Here is a 17,354-nt window from a genome sequence, read left to right as displayed (position 1 = left end):
TTTGATGAGTGGTGACCCGCTGCGCCCGGCTTCGCCGCGCTTGCGATCACCACCAGGAGCAGCGAAAGGGTCCATCGTGTCGCTGGATTCCCTCAGCCCGGAAGAGCTTGCCGCCGCCCACGCGCGCAACCAGCAGGATTACGCGGATCTGCAGGCCAAGAGGTTGTCCCTCGATCTGACCCGTGGCAAACCGGCGCCGCAGCAGCTCGACCTGTCCAACCAGCTGCTGAGCCTGCCCGGCGACGACTACCGCGACAGCGAGGGCACCGACACCCGCAACTACGGGGGCCTGCACGGCCTGCCCGAGCTGCGGGCCATCTTCGGCGAGCTGCTCGGCATCCCGGTGCCCAACCTGATCGCCGGCAACAACTCCAGCCTGGAGCTGATGCACGACCTCGTCGCCTTCTCGATGCTGTACGGCGGCGTCGACTCGCAGCGGCCCTGGAAGGACGAACCGAGCGTCAAGTTCCTGTGCCCGGTCCCCGGCTACGACCGGCACTTCGCGATCACCGAGACGATGGGCATCGAGATGATTCCCGTCCCGATGCTGGCCGAGGGGCCCGACGTCGACCTGATCGAGGAGCTGGTGGCCGCCGATCCCGCGATCAAGGGCATGTGGTCGGTGCCGGTGTTCGGCAACCCCACCGGCATCACCTACTCGTGGGAGACGGTGCGCCGGCTGGTGCAGATGCGCGCGGCCGCGCCGGACTTCCGGCTGTTCTGGGACAACGCCTATGCGGTGCACACGCTGACGCACGAATTCATCCGGCAGGTCGACGTGCTCGGGCTGGCGGCCAAGGCCGGCAACCCCAACCGGCCCTACGTCTTCGCGTCCACCTCCAAGATCACCTTCGCCGGCGCGGGCGTCAGCTTCCTGGGCGGCTCACTGGGCAACATCGCGTGGTACCTGCAATACGCGGGCAAGAAATCGATCGGCCCGGACAAGGTCAACCAGCTGAGGCACCTGCGCTTCTTCCGCGACGCCGACGGGGTGCGCCTGCACATGCTGCGCCACCAGCAGATCCTGGCGCCCAAGTTCGAGTTGGCGCTGGACATCCTGGACAAGCGGCTGAGCGACTCCAAGATCGCGTCATGGACCGAACCGCAGGGCGGCTACTTCATCAGCCTCGACGTGTTGCCCGGCACCGCGCGGCGGACCGTGGCCCTGGCCAAGGACGCGGGGATCGCAGTGACCGAGGCGGGCGCGTCGTTCCCGTACCGAAAAGACCCGGACGACAAGAACATCCGGATCGCGCCCACCTTCCCGTCGCTGCCGGACCTGCGCGACGCGGTCGACGGGCTGGCCACCTGCGCGTTGCTCGCCGCCTCGGAATCGCTGCTGTCACCGTCCGCATTCAGTGTGCGCTGAGGGCGACGACACGCCGCGAGAGTCGACCGCACGTTCACACCGGAAGCCGCTGCCGCACACTCGACGCCAGCCGCGCTCCAGTCGGCGCGCGCCGGTAGCCTGCTGACCGTGGCCCTCTACCGCAAGTACCGACCGGCAACCTTCGCCGAGGTGGTGGGGCAGGAGCACGTCACCGAGCCGTTGTCGATCGCCCTGGAAGCCGGCCGCATCAACCATGCGTACCTGTTCTCCGGGCCGCGCGGCTGCGGGAAGACCTCGTCCGCGCGGATTCTGGCCCGCTCGCTGAACTGCGTGCAGGGCCCGACGGCGACGCCGTGCGGGGTCTGCGAATCGTGCACGGCGCTGGCCCCCAACGCCCCCGGCAGCATCGACGTGGTGGAGCTGGACGCCGCCAGCCACGGCGGCGTGGACGACACCCGCGAGCTGCGGGACCGGGCGTTCTACGCGCCCGCCCAGTCGCGCTACCGGGTGTTCATCATCGACGAGGCGCACATGGTGACCACGGCGGGGTTCAACGCGCTGCTCAAGATCGTGGAGGAACCACCCGAGCACCTCATCTTCATCTTCGCCACCACCGAACCGGAGAAGGTGCTGCCCACCATCCGGTCGCGCACCCACCACTACCCCTTCCGGCTGCTGCCGCCGAAGACCATGCGCGCGTTGATCGGGCGGATCTGCGAGCAGGAGGGCGTCGCCGTCGACGACGCGGTGTACCCGCTGGTGATCCGCGCCGGCGGTGGCTCCCCGCGCGACACGCTGTCGGTGCTCGACCAGCTGCTGGCGGGTGCCGAGGGGAACCACGTCACCTACCCGCGGGCGCTCGGGCTGCTGGGCGCCACCGACGTCGCGCTGATCGACGACGCGGTCGACGCCCTCGCCGCGTCGGACGCCGCCGCACTGTTCGGTGCGGTGGAGTCGGTGATCGACGCGGGCCATGACCCACGCCGCTTCGCCACCGACCTGCTGGAGCGGTTCCGCGATCTCCTCGTGCTGCAGGCGGTTCCGGACGCGGTCAGCCGCGGCGTGGTGGACGCCCCGGAGGACGTGCTCGACCGGATGCGCGACCAGGCGACCCGCCTCGGGTCGGCCACGCTGACGCGCTACGCCGAGGTCGTGCAGGCGGGCCTGGGGGAGATGCGCGGCGCGACGGCCCCGCGCCTGCTGCTCGAGGTCGTCTGCGCGCGGCTGCTGCTGCCCTCGGCCAGCGACACCGAGTCGGCGCTGCTGCAACGCGTCGAGCGGATCGAGACCCGGTTGGACATGTCCATCCCCGCCGCCGAGGTGGCCGCCGCGCATCCGCCGCGGCCGGCGGTCGCTGCTCCCGTGCGGCCGCGCAGGGAGGCCACCCCGCCTCGGGAGGCGGCCCCGCCCAGGTCCGCTCCGCCCGTGCCCATGCCGGAGGCCGTCCCCGAACCGGTCCCGCCGCCCGCGATCCCCGAGCCGGTCCCGGAACCGGCCCCCGAACCGGCCGCCGCACCCGGCGAACTCAACGCGGCCGCCGTGCGAACGATGTGGCCGACGGTGCGCGACAAGGTGCGCCAGCGCAGCCGCACCACCGAGGTGATGCTGGCCGGTGCCACCGTGCGCGCCCTCGAGGAAAACACGCTGGTGCTGACGCATTCCTCGGCGCCGCTGGCCAAGCGGCTGTGCGAGCAGCGCAACGCCGACGTCATCGCCGAAGCGCTCAAGGACGCGCTGGGCGTCAACTGGCGAGTGCGTTGCGAGGTCGGCGACGCCGCGCCGGTCGAGCCGGGCCCACCGGCCCCGAAGACCGAGGAGCCCGCCCCCGACGTGGCCCAGCGCGACGAGGAGGAACACATGCTCGCCGAGGCCGGCCGCGCGGAGTCGGCCGGGCCGCGCCGCGACCCCGAGGAGGTCGCGCTAGAGCTGCTCCAGAACGAGCTGGGCGCCCGCCGGATCGATAACGTCTAGAGCTGCCGCCACAGGCCTACGGCGTCCACCACGGGCGCAGCGGCAGCTGATCGTCGCCCCGCGGGTCGACATTGGCCGCCAGCACGTGATGCAGCTGCAGGTTGTTCTGCTCGAACGCGACCCGCGAGGCCGCCATGTACAGGCCCCACACCTTGGCGGTGGCCAGCCCCACCTCGTCGACGGCGGCGTCCCAGTGCTCGACCAGGTTGCGGCACCAGTCCCGCAGCGTCATCGCGTAGTGATGCCGGAAGTTCTCCTCGTGCAGCACCTCGAAGCCGACGTCCTGGATCTCGGTGATGATGCGGCCCGAGCCGGTCAGCTCGCCGTCCGGGAAGACGTACCGGTCGGTGAAGCCGCCCGCGAAGGACGTCGACTTGTTGTCGTGGCGGGTGATGCAGTGGTTGAGCAGCAGGCCGCCGGTGCGCAGCTTCGACTTGAGGAACCCGAAGTAAGCCGGATAGTTCTTGACCCCGATGTGTTCGGTCAATCCGATCGAGGACACGGCGTCGAAACCGCCCTCGCGGATGTCGCGGTAGTCCGAATGCCGGACCTCGGCGAGGTCCGCGAGCCCGTCGTCTTCGATCGCCCGCTGCGCCCACTTCGCCTGCTCCGCCGACAGGGTGGCGCCGATCACCCGCACGCCGCGCCGCGCGGCGAAGCGGACCATGCCGCCCCAGCCGCAGCCGACGTCGAGCAACCGATCGCCGGCTTGCAGCCCGAGCTTTTCGAACACCAGCCGGTATTTGTTCTCCTGAGCCTGTTCCAGCGTCGCGTCGGCGTCGGGGTACACCGCGCACGTGTAGGTCATCGACGGGCCGAGCACCCATTCGTAGAACGCGTTCGAGACGTCGTAGTGGTGGTGGATGGCCTCGGCGTCGCGCGTCTTGGTGTGCATCAGCCCGTCGGCGACCCGCCGCCACCGGGGCGGGGTCTCCTGGGGCGGCGGGGCGACCGGGACGAGCCGCTCCAGCCCCATCGAACGCACCACGTTGGCCAGCACCCGCGCCGGCGGCCGCTTGAACTGGACGCGGTCGGTCAGCGTCTTGAGCAGCTGATAGGGGTCACCGGGATGGACGCCGTAGAGGTCCATGTCACCCGCCACGTACGCGCGGGCGAGGCCGAGTTCGCCGGGGGCGGTGGCCAGGTAGGTCGCGCCGCGCGGGGTCCGCAGGCCCAGGCCCAGCTCAGCGTCCTTGCAACCCGCGGTGCTGCCGTCGTAGGCGGTGAACTTCAGCGGGTGGCGTCCGGTCGCGGCGAAGATTTCCAGGATCTCCGCCATGCTCAGTTTTCCGGTGGTGCGGTGGGATTCTTTGGTCGTTGTCATCGCCGTTGTACCGCCTTTGCGTAGAGATCGAGGAGACGGGAATCGGGATCGTAGGTTTTCTTGACCGTGTTGTAGGCCTCGCCGCCGTACAACTCGTCGAACTCCTCGCGGGCATAGTACGAGTCGGAATACAGCGACTTGTGCCCGTCGAGCTCGCTCACCTTCGCTTCGATCGTCCGGTTGGTGGCGCCTTCCGTGGCGCCCGCCGGCACCGATGACCAGAAGCCGACATTGACGTAGGTGTGGTCCGCCCGCATCGGGTACAGCGGCCAGCCCTCGTGGTCGCGCAGCCGCAGCGGGCACAGCCAGATCGGGGTGATCGGCACGTTGCTCAGGAACCATTCCAGGAACTCGCAGGTCCGTTCCACCGGCAGCTCGACGTCCTGGACCACCCGCTCCCGTGGGGGGCGGCCGTGGCGCTCCTCGATCCGGTCGGCGATTCCGAAGCGCTGGTCGATGGCGACGAGCTTCGAGTACACGCTGCTGCGCCGGTAGCGGCGCGGCCACCAGCGCCGCAGCCGGGGGTTCTGCACACCGAACGCGCGCGAGCACCAGAACCAGTCGGTGTCCCAGCGCCAGATGTAGTCGTGCATGGTCAGCCGGTCGTCCTTGGTGGCCTCCGGCCCCGCGGAGTCGTGCCTGATGGACTGGTAGTAGATGTTCTTGCCGGTGTAGTCGCTGACCGGTCCGGCCGTGGTGGTGCGCCGGCCCACGCACAGGTAGCTCTCGTCGGCGCTGAACACCACCCCGTCCAGGTAGTCGACGGGTGTGCCGCCCTGGCCGCCGGTATCGATGATGCGTTCCATCGCCGCGATCAGCGTGGGCAACGACCGGAACCGGATGTGGCGCAACGCGACGAACGGCGCGATGGGCTCCAGCTCAATCCGCAGCCGGGTCGAATAACCAAGCGTCCCATACGAATTGGGGAAGGCACGGAACAGGTCCGGGTATTGGGTTCGTGAAGCGGTGAGCAAATCGCCGGCGCCGGTGAGGATGTCCATCTCCAGCAACGATTCGTGCGGCAGGCCATTGCGGAACGACGCCGACTCGATCCCCAGGCCGCTGACCGCACCGCCGAGGGTGATGGTCTTCAATTGCGGGACCACCAGTGGCGAAAGGCCGAACGGCAACGTCGCGGCGACCAGATCCTCATAGGTGCACATGCCGGCCACGTCGGCGGTGCGGGATTCCGGGTCGACGCCCAGGACGCCGGTCAGCCCCGACGTGTCCAGGCCGGGCGCGTCGCGTTTGGCGCGGGCGCGGAACAGGTTTGACGTAGGTTTGGCGAGCCGGACGGCGGACGTCGCGGGGATGGATCGATAACTCGCCATCAACCGGTCAACGCCCGACTTGTGCGCCGAGAGTGCAGATCCAGGGACAGGCACCACATATACCCTAGTCTTCGACCACAGCCCGTGCACCCGCGCGCGGGCGGCATAGCTTCAGGAGTTGTTTTGGGACAGGTGAGTGCTGCCAGCACAATTTTGGTGAACGTGGAGCCGGCCGCCACCCTCGCGGCGGTCGCGGACTATCAGACGGTGCGCCCGAAGATCCTGTCCCCCCAGTACAGCGACTACCAGGTGTTGCAGGGCGGCCAGGGGGCGGGCACGGTCGCCAAGTGGAAGTTGCAAGCCACCAAGTCGCGCGTCCGCGACGTGCAGGTCGACGTCGACGTCGCCGGCCACTCCGTCATCGAGAAGGACGCGAACTCGTCGATGATCATCAACTGGACGGTGGCGCCCGCCGGCCCCGGCTCCAGCGTCACGGTGAAGACCACCTGGACGGGCGCGGGCGGCGTCAAGGGCTTCTTCGAGAAGACCTTTGCGCCCTTGGGACTGAAGAGGATTCAGGGCGAGGTCTTGGCCAATTTGAAGCGGGAACTGGAAGGCTAGCCGCGATAGGCCACCGCGACCGTCGGGCCCAGCGCCCGGGTGCGGAACTCGACGGTGATACCCGGATCCGCATGATGGGCCAGGGCCGTCAGCGCCGACGGGCTGTAGGCCCGTAACGAGCTGATGACCCCGTCGTGTGCCAGCGGGACCAGCCGAGTGAACGGCAGCACCGCCGCCAACACCAGGACGTGCAGCGCGGCGGGGGGTCTGCGGAGGTCGATGATCAGCAGCTTCTTCGCCGCGCGGGTCCCCTCGGCGAACACCCGGGCGGCCGGCTCGGGGGGCAGGTGATGCAACGACAACGCGAACAGGGCGAGGTCGTAGTGGCCATCGGGGGCGTCGATCGCGGTGGCGTCCATCTGCCGCACCGTGGCGCGAGGGTGGGTCCCCAGGTCGCTGTCGGCGAGCGCCGCGACGAACGTCGGATCGACGTCGGTGACGGTGACCTGCGCCGTAGCGTGGTTCGCGAGCAGCCTGCGCGACAGACCGCCGAACCCGGCCCCCAGTTCGAGGATCTTCGGCGAGGGCACGTCGGTCACCTCGCCGAGGACCACCCGGGCCAGCGCCTCGTGCGCGCGGGACTGCCGCCGCTCGGCGCGGTCGAGCGCGGAGATCACCTTGCGCTTGAGATCGTCGACGTCGTCGCGGTCCAGGTATTCCAGCCGGTCGGTTTGCAACCGCCGGTCCAACCAGGAAGCGTCCGGGCCGCCCCGGGGCATGTCCGCAAAGTCGGCCCGGTCCTCGGCGCGCGTCTTCTTCACCATGCCCACCTCACGTTTCTCCTACCGTTCTCTCACGTCTCTAAGGCGAATTTCAGGTGCTCGCCGTACATGTTGAGCGATGCGCTGGTCAACATGTCGTAATGCGAGCAGTCGATCGAGTACGCGGTGAAGGCCCCGGCGGTGTGGGATTTCCACTTCCGCAAGCGGGATCGGATCAGCAGCTGGGTGCCCATCCGATGCACTTGCGCCTTCAATCCGGGGCTGTCGCCATTCCCGTTCCCATTGCGTGCCGCGGAGAACACCACCATGTCACCGTCGAAGACATCGGGGACGTGGTCGACTAGGTACGACTGGCTGGCGTTGGCGCTGTTGACCATGAACTCCAGCAACCGCGCGGGCGGCAGAGCGGAATCTCCCAGCTGCCGGCGGATCAGCTCTTCGGCCCGCCGGGCGGTGAGGGGCCCCGACCCCGCCGGGATGTCTATGCCGTTGTTCCGCAGGATGCGTTCCAGGACATGGCTTTCGGCCGACGCCCGGATTCTGGTGGCGGCCAACCTCGGTACCCCCCTCGCCGCGGAGTACGGCGCGTCCAGCAGCACCAGGCTCTGGACGACGCACCCGCGGCGCTGCAGCTCGATCGCGAGCTCGTGCGCGACGACACCGCCGAACGACCAGCCGAGCAGCTTGTAGGGACCATCCGGGTAGGCGCTTTGCAGCCGGTCGGCATATCTTTCCGCCATGCCGCGAATCGATTCCGGTTGGCCTTCCCCGTTCTGTGGGACGTGGTTGATCCCGATGATCGGGCAGTCCAGATATTCGCTCAGCGCGCGATACGGCCAGCTGAGCCCGAAGCCGTCGTGAATGCACCAAACCGGAACGCCGCTGCCCTCTTTCAGGGTCTCGACGGGAACCAAGTCTTCGTCGCGCTCGGTCTTGCCCAGCTGCCGGCTCAGGCCTCTGACGGTTGGCGAGTAGAACAAGGTCCGCACGGCGAGGCCGGCATCCAGGGCGCTGTTGATGGCGGCGACGGCACGCATCGCCGAGATGCTGTCCCCACCGAGGTCGAAGAACGAGTCATCGACCCCGACGCGCTCGACACCCAGGACTTGGGCGTAGATGTCGGCCAGCGCCCGTTCGACCCGATTAGCCGGGGCGCGGTACCGATCGGCGTCGTCGTATCGCGGCGGCGGGAGGGCGCGGGCGTTGAGTTTGCCGTTGACGGTCAGTGGCAGCGCCTCCAGCGCCACCACCGAGGCCGGGACCATGTGGGCCGGTAACCGGTCGGCCAGTGCCGCGCGCACCGCGGTTGGGTCGGCGGAGCCGGTGATGTAGCCGACGAGGCGTTTGTCCCCGGGCCGGTCCTCGCGGGCGATCACCGCCGCGTGCTCGACGCCATCGAGTTGCGTTAGCGCCGTTTGGATTTCGCCCAGTTCGATGCGGTAGCCGCGGATCTTCACCTGGTCATCGGCCCGGCCGACGTACTCGAGTTGTCCGTCGGAACGCCACCGGACCAGGTCGCCGGTGCGATACATCCGGGCTCCCGGCGGCCCGATCGGGCAGGCGACGAAGCGCGTAGCGGACAGTCCCGCCCGGCGCCAATAGCCAACTCCGACAGCGTGTCCGGCCACGTACAGTTCGCCGACCACTCCGGCCGACACCGGGCGCAGCCAGCCGTCCAGTACCAACAACGCCGCCCCGGGCACCGGCGCTCCGATGGGCACCACGTCCGACCCCGCCGCCAGCGGGGCGCTCAACGTCACCCACATCGTCGTTTCGGTGGGGCCGTATTCGTTGATCATCAGCCGTCCCGGGGCCCATCGGTCCACCACCTCGGGCGGGCACGCCTCGCCGCCAACCAACAGCGCCACGGACTCCAGCCCTTCGGGCGCGAGCGCGCTGACGGCGGTCGGGGTTTGACACAGCACCGTCACCTTCTCCGAAATAAGCAGGTTACGGAAGTCGTCCGGGGAGGCGGCGGTGGGCTCGGGCACCACCACCAGTCGGCCGCCATGCAGCAGGGCACCAAAGATCTCCCAGCCCGAGATGTCGAAGCTGTAGGAGTGCCATTGGGTCCAAACCTGCTGTGGCGAAGCAAGATCCCGATCGAGCGATGCGATCAGCTGGGTCACGTTGTGGTGGGCGATCGATACGCCCTTGGGGACGCCGGTGGTTCCGGAGGTGTAGATGATGTAGGCGAGGTCGTCGGGCTCCGGCAGCGGCAAGGCCGTCGCCGGGTAGGCGTCGAGCCGGGGGTCGTCGGCATCGATGACCGGCAGGGCGCCGAGGTCCAGCCGGCCGGCCGATTCCCCGGTGACAACGGCGGCGATCGGCGCGGCGTCGGTCATCATGAACTCGATCCGGTCCCACGGCAACGCCGGGTCGATCGGCAGGTAGGCGGCCCCGCATTTCAGTATCGCCAGGATCGCCACGATCGCCTCGGCCGTCCGGGTGGACAGCAGCGCCACGCATCGTCCCGGACCCGCCCCCTGCTCGGTTAGCAAGTGCGCCAACCGGTTCGCCGCCGCGTCGAGTTCCGAGTAGGTCATCGAGCGGCCATCGCAAGTGAGCGCGGCCGCGTCGGGAGTCCGCGCGACTTGGGCGGCGAAGAGCGCCGGAATCGACACGGGCGTCACCGGCCGGTCGAACGCTGCCCGGTTGCCCCACGCGTCGAGCCGGGCGTGTTCGGGCTCGTCGAGCAAGTCGACGGCCGACAAGCGGGCGGAGGGATCGGCGGTCATGGCCTCGAGCACTCGCCGCAATCGCGTGATGAGTGTGTCGATGGTGTCGGCGTCGAAGGTGTTGCTGTCGTATTCCACGCGCACGCCCAGTTGCTCGCCCGTCCGGGCTTCCAGAGTCAGTGGGTAGTGGGTGGACTCGTGGGTGGTCATGTCGGTGACGGTGAATTCCTGCGCGCCCGCCATCGCGGTGGTGTCGACCGGATAGTTCTCGTAGACGAACAGGGTGTCGAACAACTGGTCGTGACCGGTGAGGTGGTGGATGGCCGTCAGCGCCAGGTGTTGGTGGTCCAGGGTCTGGTTGTGGGCGTGCTGGAGCTGGTTGAGCAACGCGGTCGTCGTGGTGTCGGCGGCGATGGTGGCGCGCACCGGCACGGTGTTGATCAACAGCCCCACAATCGATTCCGCTCCGGGAAGCTCGGTCGGGCGTCCGGACACGGCGGCGCCGAAGGCGACGTCGCGCTGGCCGGTCAGCCACATCAGCAGCTGCGCCCAGCCGGCCTGCAACACGGTGTTGATGGTGGTGTGGTGCGAGCGGGCCAGTTCGGTCAGGGCGCGCGTGGTCTGCTCCGAGAACCGGTACGTGGCCTCGCCCCGCCGCCCGGGACCCGCTCGGTTGAAAGAACTTACGAGGGTGGGGGAATCGAATCCCGCCAGCACCTCGCTCCAGGCGGTGTGGGCGGCCTGCACATCGCGCTCGGCCAGCCAGGTGACGAATCGGCGATACGACGTCGCCGCGGGTAGCCGCTGCCCGTAGTACGCGGCGAACATCTCTTGCAGCAAGATCGACGTCGACCAACCGTCGAGCACGATGTGGTGGTTGGTGACGACGATCCGGTGCCGGTGGGGTCCGGTGCGGATCAGCGCCACCCGGAACGCCGGCGGATTCGACAGGTCGCAGACCGCGACGCGTTCGGCCGCGCACAGCCGCTGGATCTGCGCGTCGGGGTCGCCGTCGCCCAGTTCGACGTACTGCCATGCCGCCGCGGGATGCGCCGGGATGAGCTGCACCGGTTCGTCCTGGGTGCAGAACCGGGCCGCCAGGTTCGGGTGGCGATCGAGCACCGTTTGCACCGCTGCGCGCATCCGGTCGGGCTCGAGCGGGCCGGCCACCGTGAAATCGAGCTGCACGGAATACATTTCGGACAGCCCGTCCAACCCTTGGGTGGCGCTGGCATGGAACAGCAGGCCCTGCTGCAGCGGGGTCAGGGGCAGGATGTCGGCGATCGGGTACCGCTGCTGCAGGCTGTCGATCTGCTGTTGGGTCAGTCGTGCGGGCGCGATGTCGGAGGGGGTCAGCCCGCCGCCTCCCCGTGCGACGTGGGCGCAGATCCCGGCGAGGGCCTCGAACCACAACCGGTTGAGCCGGTCGACGCGGGCGTGATCGAGCGCCGAGGGTGCCCAGGTCCAGGTGGCGTTCAGCTGCGGACCCGCATCGGTGTCGACGGCGACGGCGCTGAGCTCGAGGGTGTGCATCAACGGCATGGTCACCGCGGTCGCGGCCTCGACGAACGCCGAGCCGTCCTCGCTGATCAGCCAAAGATCGCTCGTAGCCCCGGCTTCGGTGCCGCGTGCGCCGAGGCGGCCCAGGTAGTTGAACCCGATGGTGGGGTCGGGGCCGGCCAGATCGATGTCGGCGTTGAGGTAGCGCAGCAGGCCGTAGGTCACGGGATCGGGAACCGCGCGGAGTTGTTCCTTGGCGCGCTTGATGATCGGGCCGAGCGCGTCGCCACCGGTGACGACTTGCGTCCAGGGCAGTGCGCCGGCGGTCAGCGCGACAGGGTATTTGGTGGTGAACCAGCCCACGGTGCGGGACAGGTCCACATCGGCGGCCAATTCTTCGTCGCGCCCGTGACCTTCGACGTCGAAACCTATCGCCGCGTCACCGGTGCTCAGGAATTCGGCGCACGCCAAGGCGAACGCGATCAGCAAGATGTCCTGGATCCCCACGTGGAAGGCCGCGGGCGCTTCGCTCATCAGCGCGCGGGCGTTCTCGCCGTCGAGGGAGACCGACAGGTGCCCGGCGCTGGCGTAGGTATCGACGGCGCCCTGGACGGGCGGCAGCACCGGCTGAGTCGCAGCGATTTCCTTCCAGGTGCCGGCGTGCGCCAATACCGCTGGCGCAACGGCGTGTTGAGCGAGCAACGCGGCCCAGCGCCGGAAGGACGTGCCCGCCGCGGGGAGCGTTATGGGCTGCCCGGTGTGGTGTTGGGCCCAGGCGATATTGAGGTCTTCGAGCAAGATCCGCCACGACACCGCGTCGACGGCGAGGTGGTGAACGATCAGCGCCAGCTGTCCGGTGGTGGTGGCCCACACGGCGGTGAGCATGACGCCGGCGGCCGGATCGAGCAGCGACCGCGCGGCGACGATCGCCCCCTCGCTGAGCGTGTCGGCGGTATGCACGCGGGAGGCGGCGTGCACCGACTCCGGTTCGGGCACAGCCAGTTTCCAGCCGTCCGGGGCGTGGACGACCCGCAGCCGCAGCATGGGGTGCCGGTCCAGCAGGGCCTGCAGCACGGCGACGACATCGGCCTGGCCGACGCCCGCCGGCGCCTGCACGACCATGGTCTGGTTGAACTGGTCGACCGGGCCGTCGACGCCCTGCAACCACCGAATGATCGGCGTCGCGACCACGTCGCCGGTTCCCTCGTCGATCGGTGCGGTCGTATCGGCCACGCTGACCACCCTGGCCAGGCCGGCCACGGTCTGCTCGACGAAGATGTCGCGGGGCCGGCAGCTGAGCCCGGCCGCGCGGGCGCGCGCCACCACTTGCATGGACAAGATGCTGTCGCCGCCGAGGTCGAAGAATGACTCGTCTACCCCGACCCGGTCGAGCCCGAGCACCTGGGCGTAAATGCCGGACAGGATCTCTTCGGTCGGGGTTTGGGGCGCACGGAACGGTGTGTCGGCAAACACCGGTGTCGGCAGCGCCTTTCGGTCGATCTTGCCGGACGACGTGATGGGGAACTCGTCGAGGACCACGATCTGCGTCGGCAGCATGTAGTCGGGCAACCGGGCGCTCAGCCGCCGGCGCACCGCGCTGATCCGGGTGTTGTTGCGGGGGTCGTTCGCGTGACTGCCGCCTTCGTCGCTCGGCAGGTAGGCATCGGTGAGGCCCGGAATGTGCTCGGCGCCTTCGTTATCCGGCGCGACGAAGACGGCGTCGAGCGTGCCAGGTTGGGCGCCCCAGCTGACGGCGGCGCGGTAACCGATGCTCTCCGCGGCTCGGTGCAGTTGTTCGGGCGTCACGGCGTCGGACGGCTCGGCGGCGGAGGCCCGGGCGAGCGCGTCGGCAAGCGAAAGGCCTTCCGCGAGGGCCTGTTCGACATGGACGTCGGTGATCAATCCGGTGCGGGGGATGCCGGAAACGCGGATCGCGTCGGGACGTCGGGCGGCCAGCCGTTCGTGCAGTCCGTCCGGTCCCCCGCACTCGGCCCACGCCCACGAAGGCGTGGTGGCCAGGCTGCGCACCGGTGTGGGTGCCTTGCGGACGACGACATCGTAACGGTAGCGGTTCAGTTCGTTGTCGGCCGCTCCGCGCTTGACCTGGATGTCGAGCCCTGACACCGACGGGTGGTCGGCGAATCGGGTCGTGAAGAACTCGGGGGCGAGCAGGAGTTCGGCTTCCCCGACCACGGCGCGCTGGACGCGTTGACGAAGCTCGGCGGTCTCGGGGGTGTCGCTGCGGGCGAGTGCGACCGCGGTCTGGAACGCGCCCTGCAGCGTGTGGTTGCGCACGTCGCCGACGAACAGCGTGCCGCCCGGGCACAGTAACTCCAACACGTTGTCGACGAGATCCGCCAGATATTCCGCGTTCGGAAAGTACTGAACGACGGAGTTGAGGATGACGGTGTCGAAGAATCCCAGCGGCAAACCCTCGGTCACGTGAGCCGGTTGCGTCAGCAGTTGGACGCGATCACGCCAAGGGAGTTCCAGCTGCTCCATCGAACGGGCGAGGTAATCGATTGCGGCCGCGGACATGTCGGTGGCGACGTACCGTTCACACTCCGGCGCGACCTGGGACAGGATCAGCCCGAGGCCGACGCCGATCTCCAACACCCGCCGCGGCCGCAGGGCCATGATCCGGTCCACGGTGGCAGAACGCCACTCCTCCATCTCCGTGAGCGGGATCGGATCGCCGGTGTAGCTGCTGTTCCAGCCGCGGAAGTCGGCGCCGAGCCCCGTGGTGCCGGCGTCCGTGCCGTAGAGGTCGTCGTAAACGTGCTGCCACTGGGCGACGATTTCGTCGTCGCCGGCGTCGTCATCGGGGTCGGCGGTGGTGCTGTGCTCGAAGGTCACATAGGCGATCAGGTGGGCGCCGGTGCCGTTGTTGTGCACCGTGGCCGCGGCCATGGTGACGTGTGGGCAGGCCAACAGGCTGTTCTCGATCTCGCCCAATTCGATTCGCTGTCCGCGCAGCTTGATCTGGCTGTCGGCGCGTCCGAGGTAGTCGAGAGTCCCGGCGGAGGTCCAGCGGACCAGGTCGCCCGTGCGGTACAGGCGCGCCCCGGCATAGCCAAAGGGGTTGGCTACGAACCGTTCTGCGGTCAACTCCGGCCTACCGACATAACCGTGCGCCAGGGCGGGGCCACCCAGATACAGTTCGCCGACCACGCCGATGGGGGCGGGGTTGAGCCGGGCATCCAGCACCAGAGCGTGCACGCCCGGGATGGGCGTTCCGATGCCTACGGGCTGCCCCGCCGACAGGGCCGCGCTGCAGGTGGACCAGATGGTGGCCTCGGTGGGGCCGTAGGCGTTGAACAGCTGCCTACCCGCCGCCCACGCGGCCGCCAGTTCGGGCGGGCACGCTTCCCCGGTGGTGATGAGTGTGCCGACCGCGTCCAGCCGGGCGGGATCGAGGGACGACAGCACCGACGGTGTCAGTACCGAAGCGTTGACGCGTTGGTCGCGCAGCAACGCCGTCAGCGCCTCTCCCGCAGCGGCTTCCGGCGGTGCCACGACGAGCGCCGCGCGCGATCCGGCGGCCAGTAACAGTTCGCCGATCGACACGTCGAAGGTCGGTGCGGCGAGCATCAGCAGCCGGGTGTCCGCGCTCAGGCCGAGTGCCTCGCCCAGCGCGGCGATTTGCAGCAGGCCGGCGTGGCTGACCGCGACTCCCTTTGGGGCGCCGGTGGATCCGGACGTGAAGATCACGTGGGCGGTGGTGTTCGCGGTAAGGGGGGCCAGCCGCTCGGCGTCGGCGATTGGGTCCGCGGCGCGTCCGGTTAGGTCCACACCGTCGAGGCGGAGTACGCGGCGAGTTCCCGCACCGGCAAGGGTGTCTTCGCCGCGGGTCAGCACGCATGCCGCGTCCACGGTGTCCAGCACCGTCGCGATGCGCTCGACCGGATGCGAGGGGTCGACCGGGACATAGGTGCCACCGGCTTTCACGACGGCCCACCAGGCGACCACCAACTCGACGGACCGATCCATCGCGACGGCCACCGCGCGCTCCGGGCCCAGGCCCTCGTCGATCAGGATGCGCGCCAACCGTGTCGACAACTCATCGAGCTCGCGATACGACGTCGCGCGGCCGTCGTCGACCACCGCCACCGCGTCCGGGTCGGCCGCGACCGCCGAGGCCAACAACTGCGGCGCGAGACCCGCCCGGGCGTGCGCTGCGGCGCCGGCCCATGTCGACTGCACGAGTTCGCGCTCCGCACAATCCATTAACGGGATCTCGCCCACCACCACCGACGGGTCCGCGACGACCGCGTCCAGTATGCGCCCGAAGCGCTCGACCAACCGCACAATGGTGGACCGGTCGTACAGATCCGTCGCATACGTCACCGACCCGGCGGCCCTCGGTGCGCCCGGCTCGTCGCTGGGCACCTCCACCAGTTCGAAATCCAAGTCGAATCGGGCGGCGCGGGTGGGCACCGCCCACTGCTCGACGCCGACACCGTCGATCGCGAATGATTCGGGCCGCACGTTGTTCTGCAAGACCATCAGCACCTGGAACAGCGGGTGGTGCGCGGCGGACCGCACGGGGTTGAGCTGCTCGACCAGGCGCTCGAACGGCACGTCCTGGTTGCCGTAGGCGTCCAGCGCCTTGTGCCGCACCCGTGCGAGGACATCGGAGAACCGGCGCGCGGGGTCGAGGTCCACCCGCAACACCCAGGTGTTGACGAAGAACCCGACCAGGTCGTTGAGCGCCCGATCCGATCGCCCGGCGATCGGTGTGCCCATCACCACGTCGTCGCCCACCCCGGAGCGGTGCAACAACACCGCCATGACGGCTTGCAGCACCATCGAGGCCGTCGCGTTGTGCGTCGCGGCCAGCCGCTTGACCCCGGCCCAGGCCGGGGGCTCGATCAGCAGGTCCACCTCGTCGCCGCGGTAGCTGGGCGCGGGGGGCCGGACACGATCCGTCGGCAGCGAAGTTATCTTGGGCAGATCCGCGAGTTCCTCTTGCCAGTAACGCAATTGCCGAGAAACGACGCTGTCCGGATCGGACTCCGCCCCCAACAGTTCCTGGTGCCACAGCGTGTAGTCGACGTACTGCACCGGCAGCTCGGTCCAGTTCGGGGCGTGCCCGGCGCATCGGCTCGCGTACGCGACGCCGATGTCGGTGAACATCGGGGCCAACGACCACCCGTCAAAGGCGATGTGGTGCAACACGATCGCGAGCACGTGGTCGTCGGGAGCCGCCGAGTAGATCTGTGCGCGAATCGGGATTTCCGCGGCCAGGTTGAATGGATGAGCCGCCAACGTGATCAACTCACCGGCGACGGCCTGCTGATCGGGCACCGCCACCACGGTGGCGTCGCCGCGCCGCCACATCCCCGGCCGGGCCGGCAAGACCTCTTGGAACGGCACGCCGTCGACGTCGGGAAACACGGTGCGCAGCGACTCATGCCGCGCCACAAGGTCATCGAGGGCGGCGGCGAGCGCCTCCAGGTCCAGCTCCCCGGTGATGCGGAACGCAGTCGGCATGTTGTAGGTCGCGACCCCGCCTTCGAACTGGTTGACGAACCACAGTCGGTTCTGGGCGAACGACAGCGGGATCTTCGCGGGGCGCTCAGCGGGTGCCAGGGGCTTGCGTCGGCTGTCCCCGGTGGCGAGCCGGGGCGCCAACTCGGAAACCGTTGGCGCGTCGAACAACGTCCGCACCGATACGTCGGCGTTGAGATCCGCGTTGATGGCGGCGATCAGTCGCATCGCCGACAGTGAATCGCCGCCGAGGTCGAAGAAGGAGTCGTCGATGCCGACGCGTTCGAGGCCGAGGGTTTGGGCGTAGATGCCGGCCAGGATTTCTTCGATGGCGGTGGTGGGGGCGCGGTAGTGATCAGCATCGGCATAGTCGGGTGGGGGTAGGGCGCGGGTGTCGAGTTTGCCGTTGAGGGTGGTGGGCAAGGTGTCGAGGGTGACGATGGCGGT

Annotated in this window: 7 protein-coding genes; 3 read left to right on the top strand and 4 right to left on the bottom strand. The window is 69.0% G+C overall.

Annotated elements, in window-relative coordinates:
- Window positions 1-76 precede the first annotated feature (76 nt).
- Window positions 77-1,369 carry an aminotransferase class I/II-fold pyridoxal phosphate-dependent enzyme gene (locus WU80_RS13345; protein ID WP_156349537.1) on the top strand — a complete coding sequence of 431 codons (1,293 nt, stop codon included), beginning with the start codon at window positions 77-79 and terminating at the stop codon, window positions 1,367-1,369.
- 108 nt (window positions 1,370-1,477) lie between these two features.
- A complete protein-coding gene (locus WU80_RS13340; RefSeq protein WP_055403156.1) occupies window positions 1,478-3,301 on the top strand; it encodes a DNA polymerase III subunits gamma/tau in 1,824 nt (607 codons plus the stop codon).
- A 16-nt stretch (window positions 3,302-3,317) separates the two neighbouring features.
- Here WU80_RS13340 and WU80_RS13335 read toward each other — a convergent pair whose 3' ends face one another.
- Together WU80_RS13335 and WU80_RS13330 are read right to left on the bottom strand one after the other, a co-directional pair.
- Complete coding sequence (locus tag WU80_RS13335; RefSeq protein ID WP_197281234.1) at window positions 3,318-4,625, bottom strand: class I SAM-dependent methyltransferase; 1,308 nt, start codon at window positions 4,623-4,625, stop codon at window positions 3,318-3,320.
- The gene (locus WU80_RS13330) at window positions 4,622-6,013 is read right to left on the bottom strand and encodes an FAD-binding oxidoreductase (RefSeq protein WP_055403155.1); all 1,392 of its coding nucleotides are present in this window, start codon (window positions 6,011-6,013) and stop codon (window positions 4,622-4,624) included. The genes WU80_RS13335 and WU80_RS13330 overlap by 4 nt, the downstream gene beginning before the upstream one ends.
- A 66-nt stretch (window positions 6,014-6,079) precedes the next feature.
- Here WU80_RS13330 and WU80_RS13325 point away from each other — a divergent pair, with 66 nt between their 5' ends.
- Entirely contained in the window at window positions 6,080-6,517 is a 438-nt protein-coding gene (locus WU80_RS13325; protein WP_055403154.1) for an SRPBCC family protein, read from the top strand.
- Here WU80_RS13325 and WU80_RS13320 read toward each other — a convergent pair.
- Together WU80_RS13320 and WU80_RS13315 are read right to left on the bottom strand one after the other, a co-directional pair.
- Window positions 6,514-7,236, bottom strand: coding sequence for a class I SAM-dependent methyltransferase (locus WU80_RS13320; protein WP_231633824.1), 723 nt, complete (start codon window positions 7,234-7,236; stop codon window positions 6,514-6,516). The two genes, WU80_RS13325 and WU80_RS13320, sit on opposite strands and share 4 nt — an antisense overlap.
- A 74-nt stretch (window positions 7,237-7,310) precedes the next feature.
- On the bottom strand, window positions 7,311-17,354 hold a 10,044-nt coding region (locus WU80_RS13315), incomplete at its 5' end, for a non-ribosomal peptide synthetase (protein WP_055403152.1).

Source organism: Mycobacterium sp. UM_11 (genome assembly GCF_001414075.1).
GTDB lineage: Bacteria > Actinomycetota > Actinomycetes > Mycobacteriales > Mycobacteriaceae > Mycobacterium.
Note: the sequence above shows the minus strand (reverse complement) of the source record. Positions and strands in the feature narration are given on the sequence as shown.

Excerpts from the sequence above, each read along its gene's own strand:
- WU80_RS13335 (WP_197281234.1), bottom strand. The coding sequence starts at position 4,625 with ATGACAACGACCAAAGAATCCCACCGCACCACCGGAAAACTGAGCATG.
- WU80_RS13320 (WP_231633824.1), bottom strand. The coding sequence starts at position 7,236 with ATGCCCCGGGGCGGCCCGGACGCTTCCTGGTTGGACCGGCGGTTGCAA.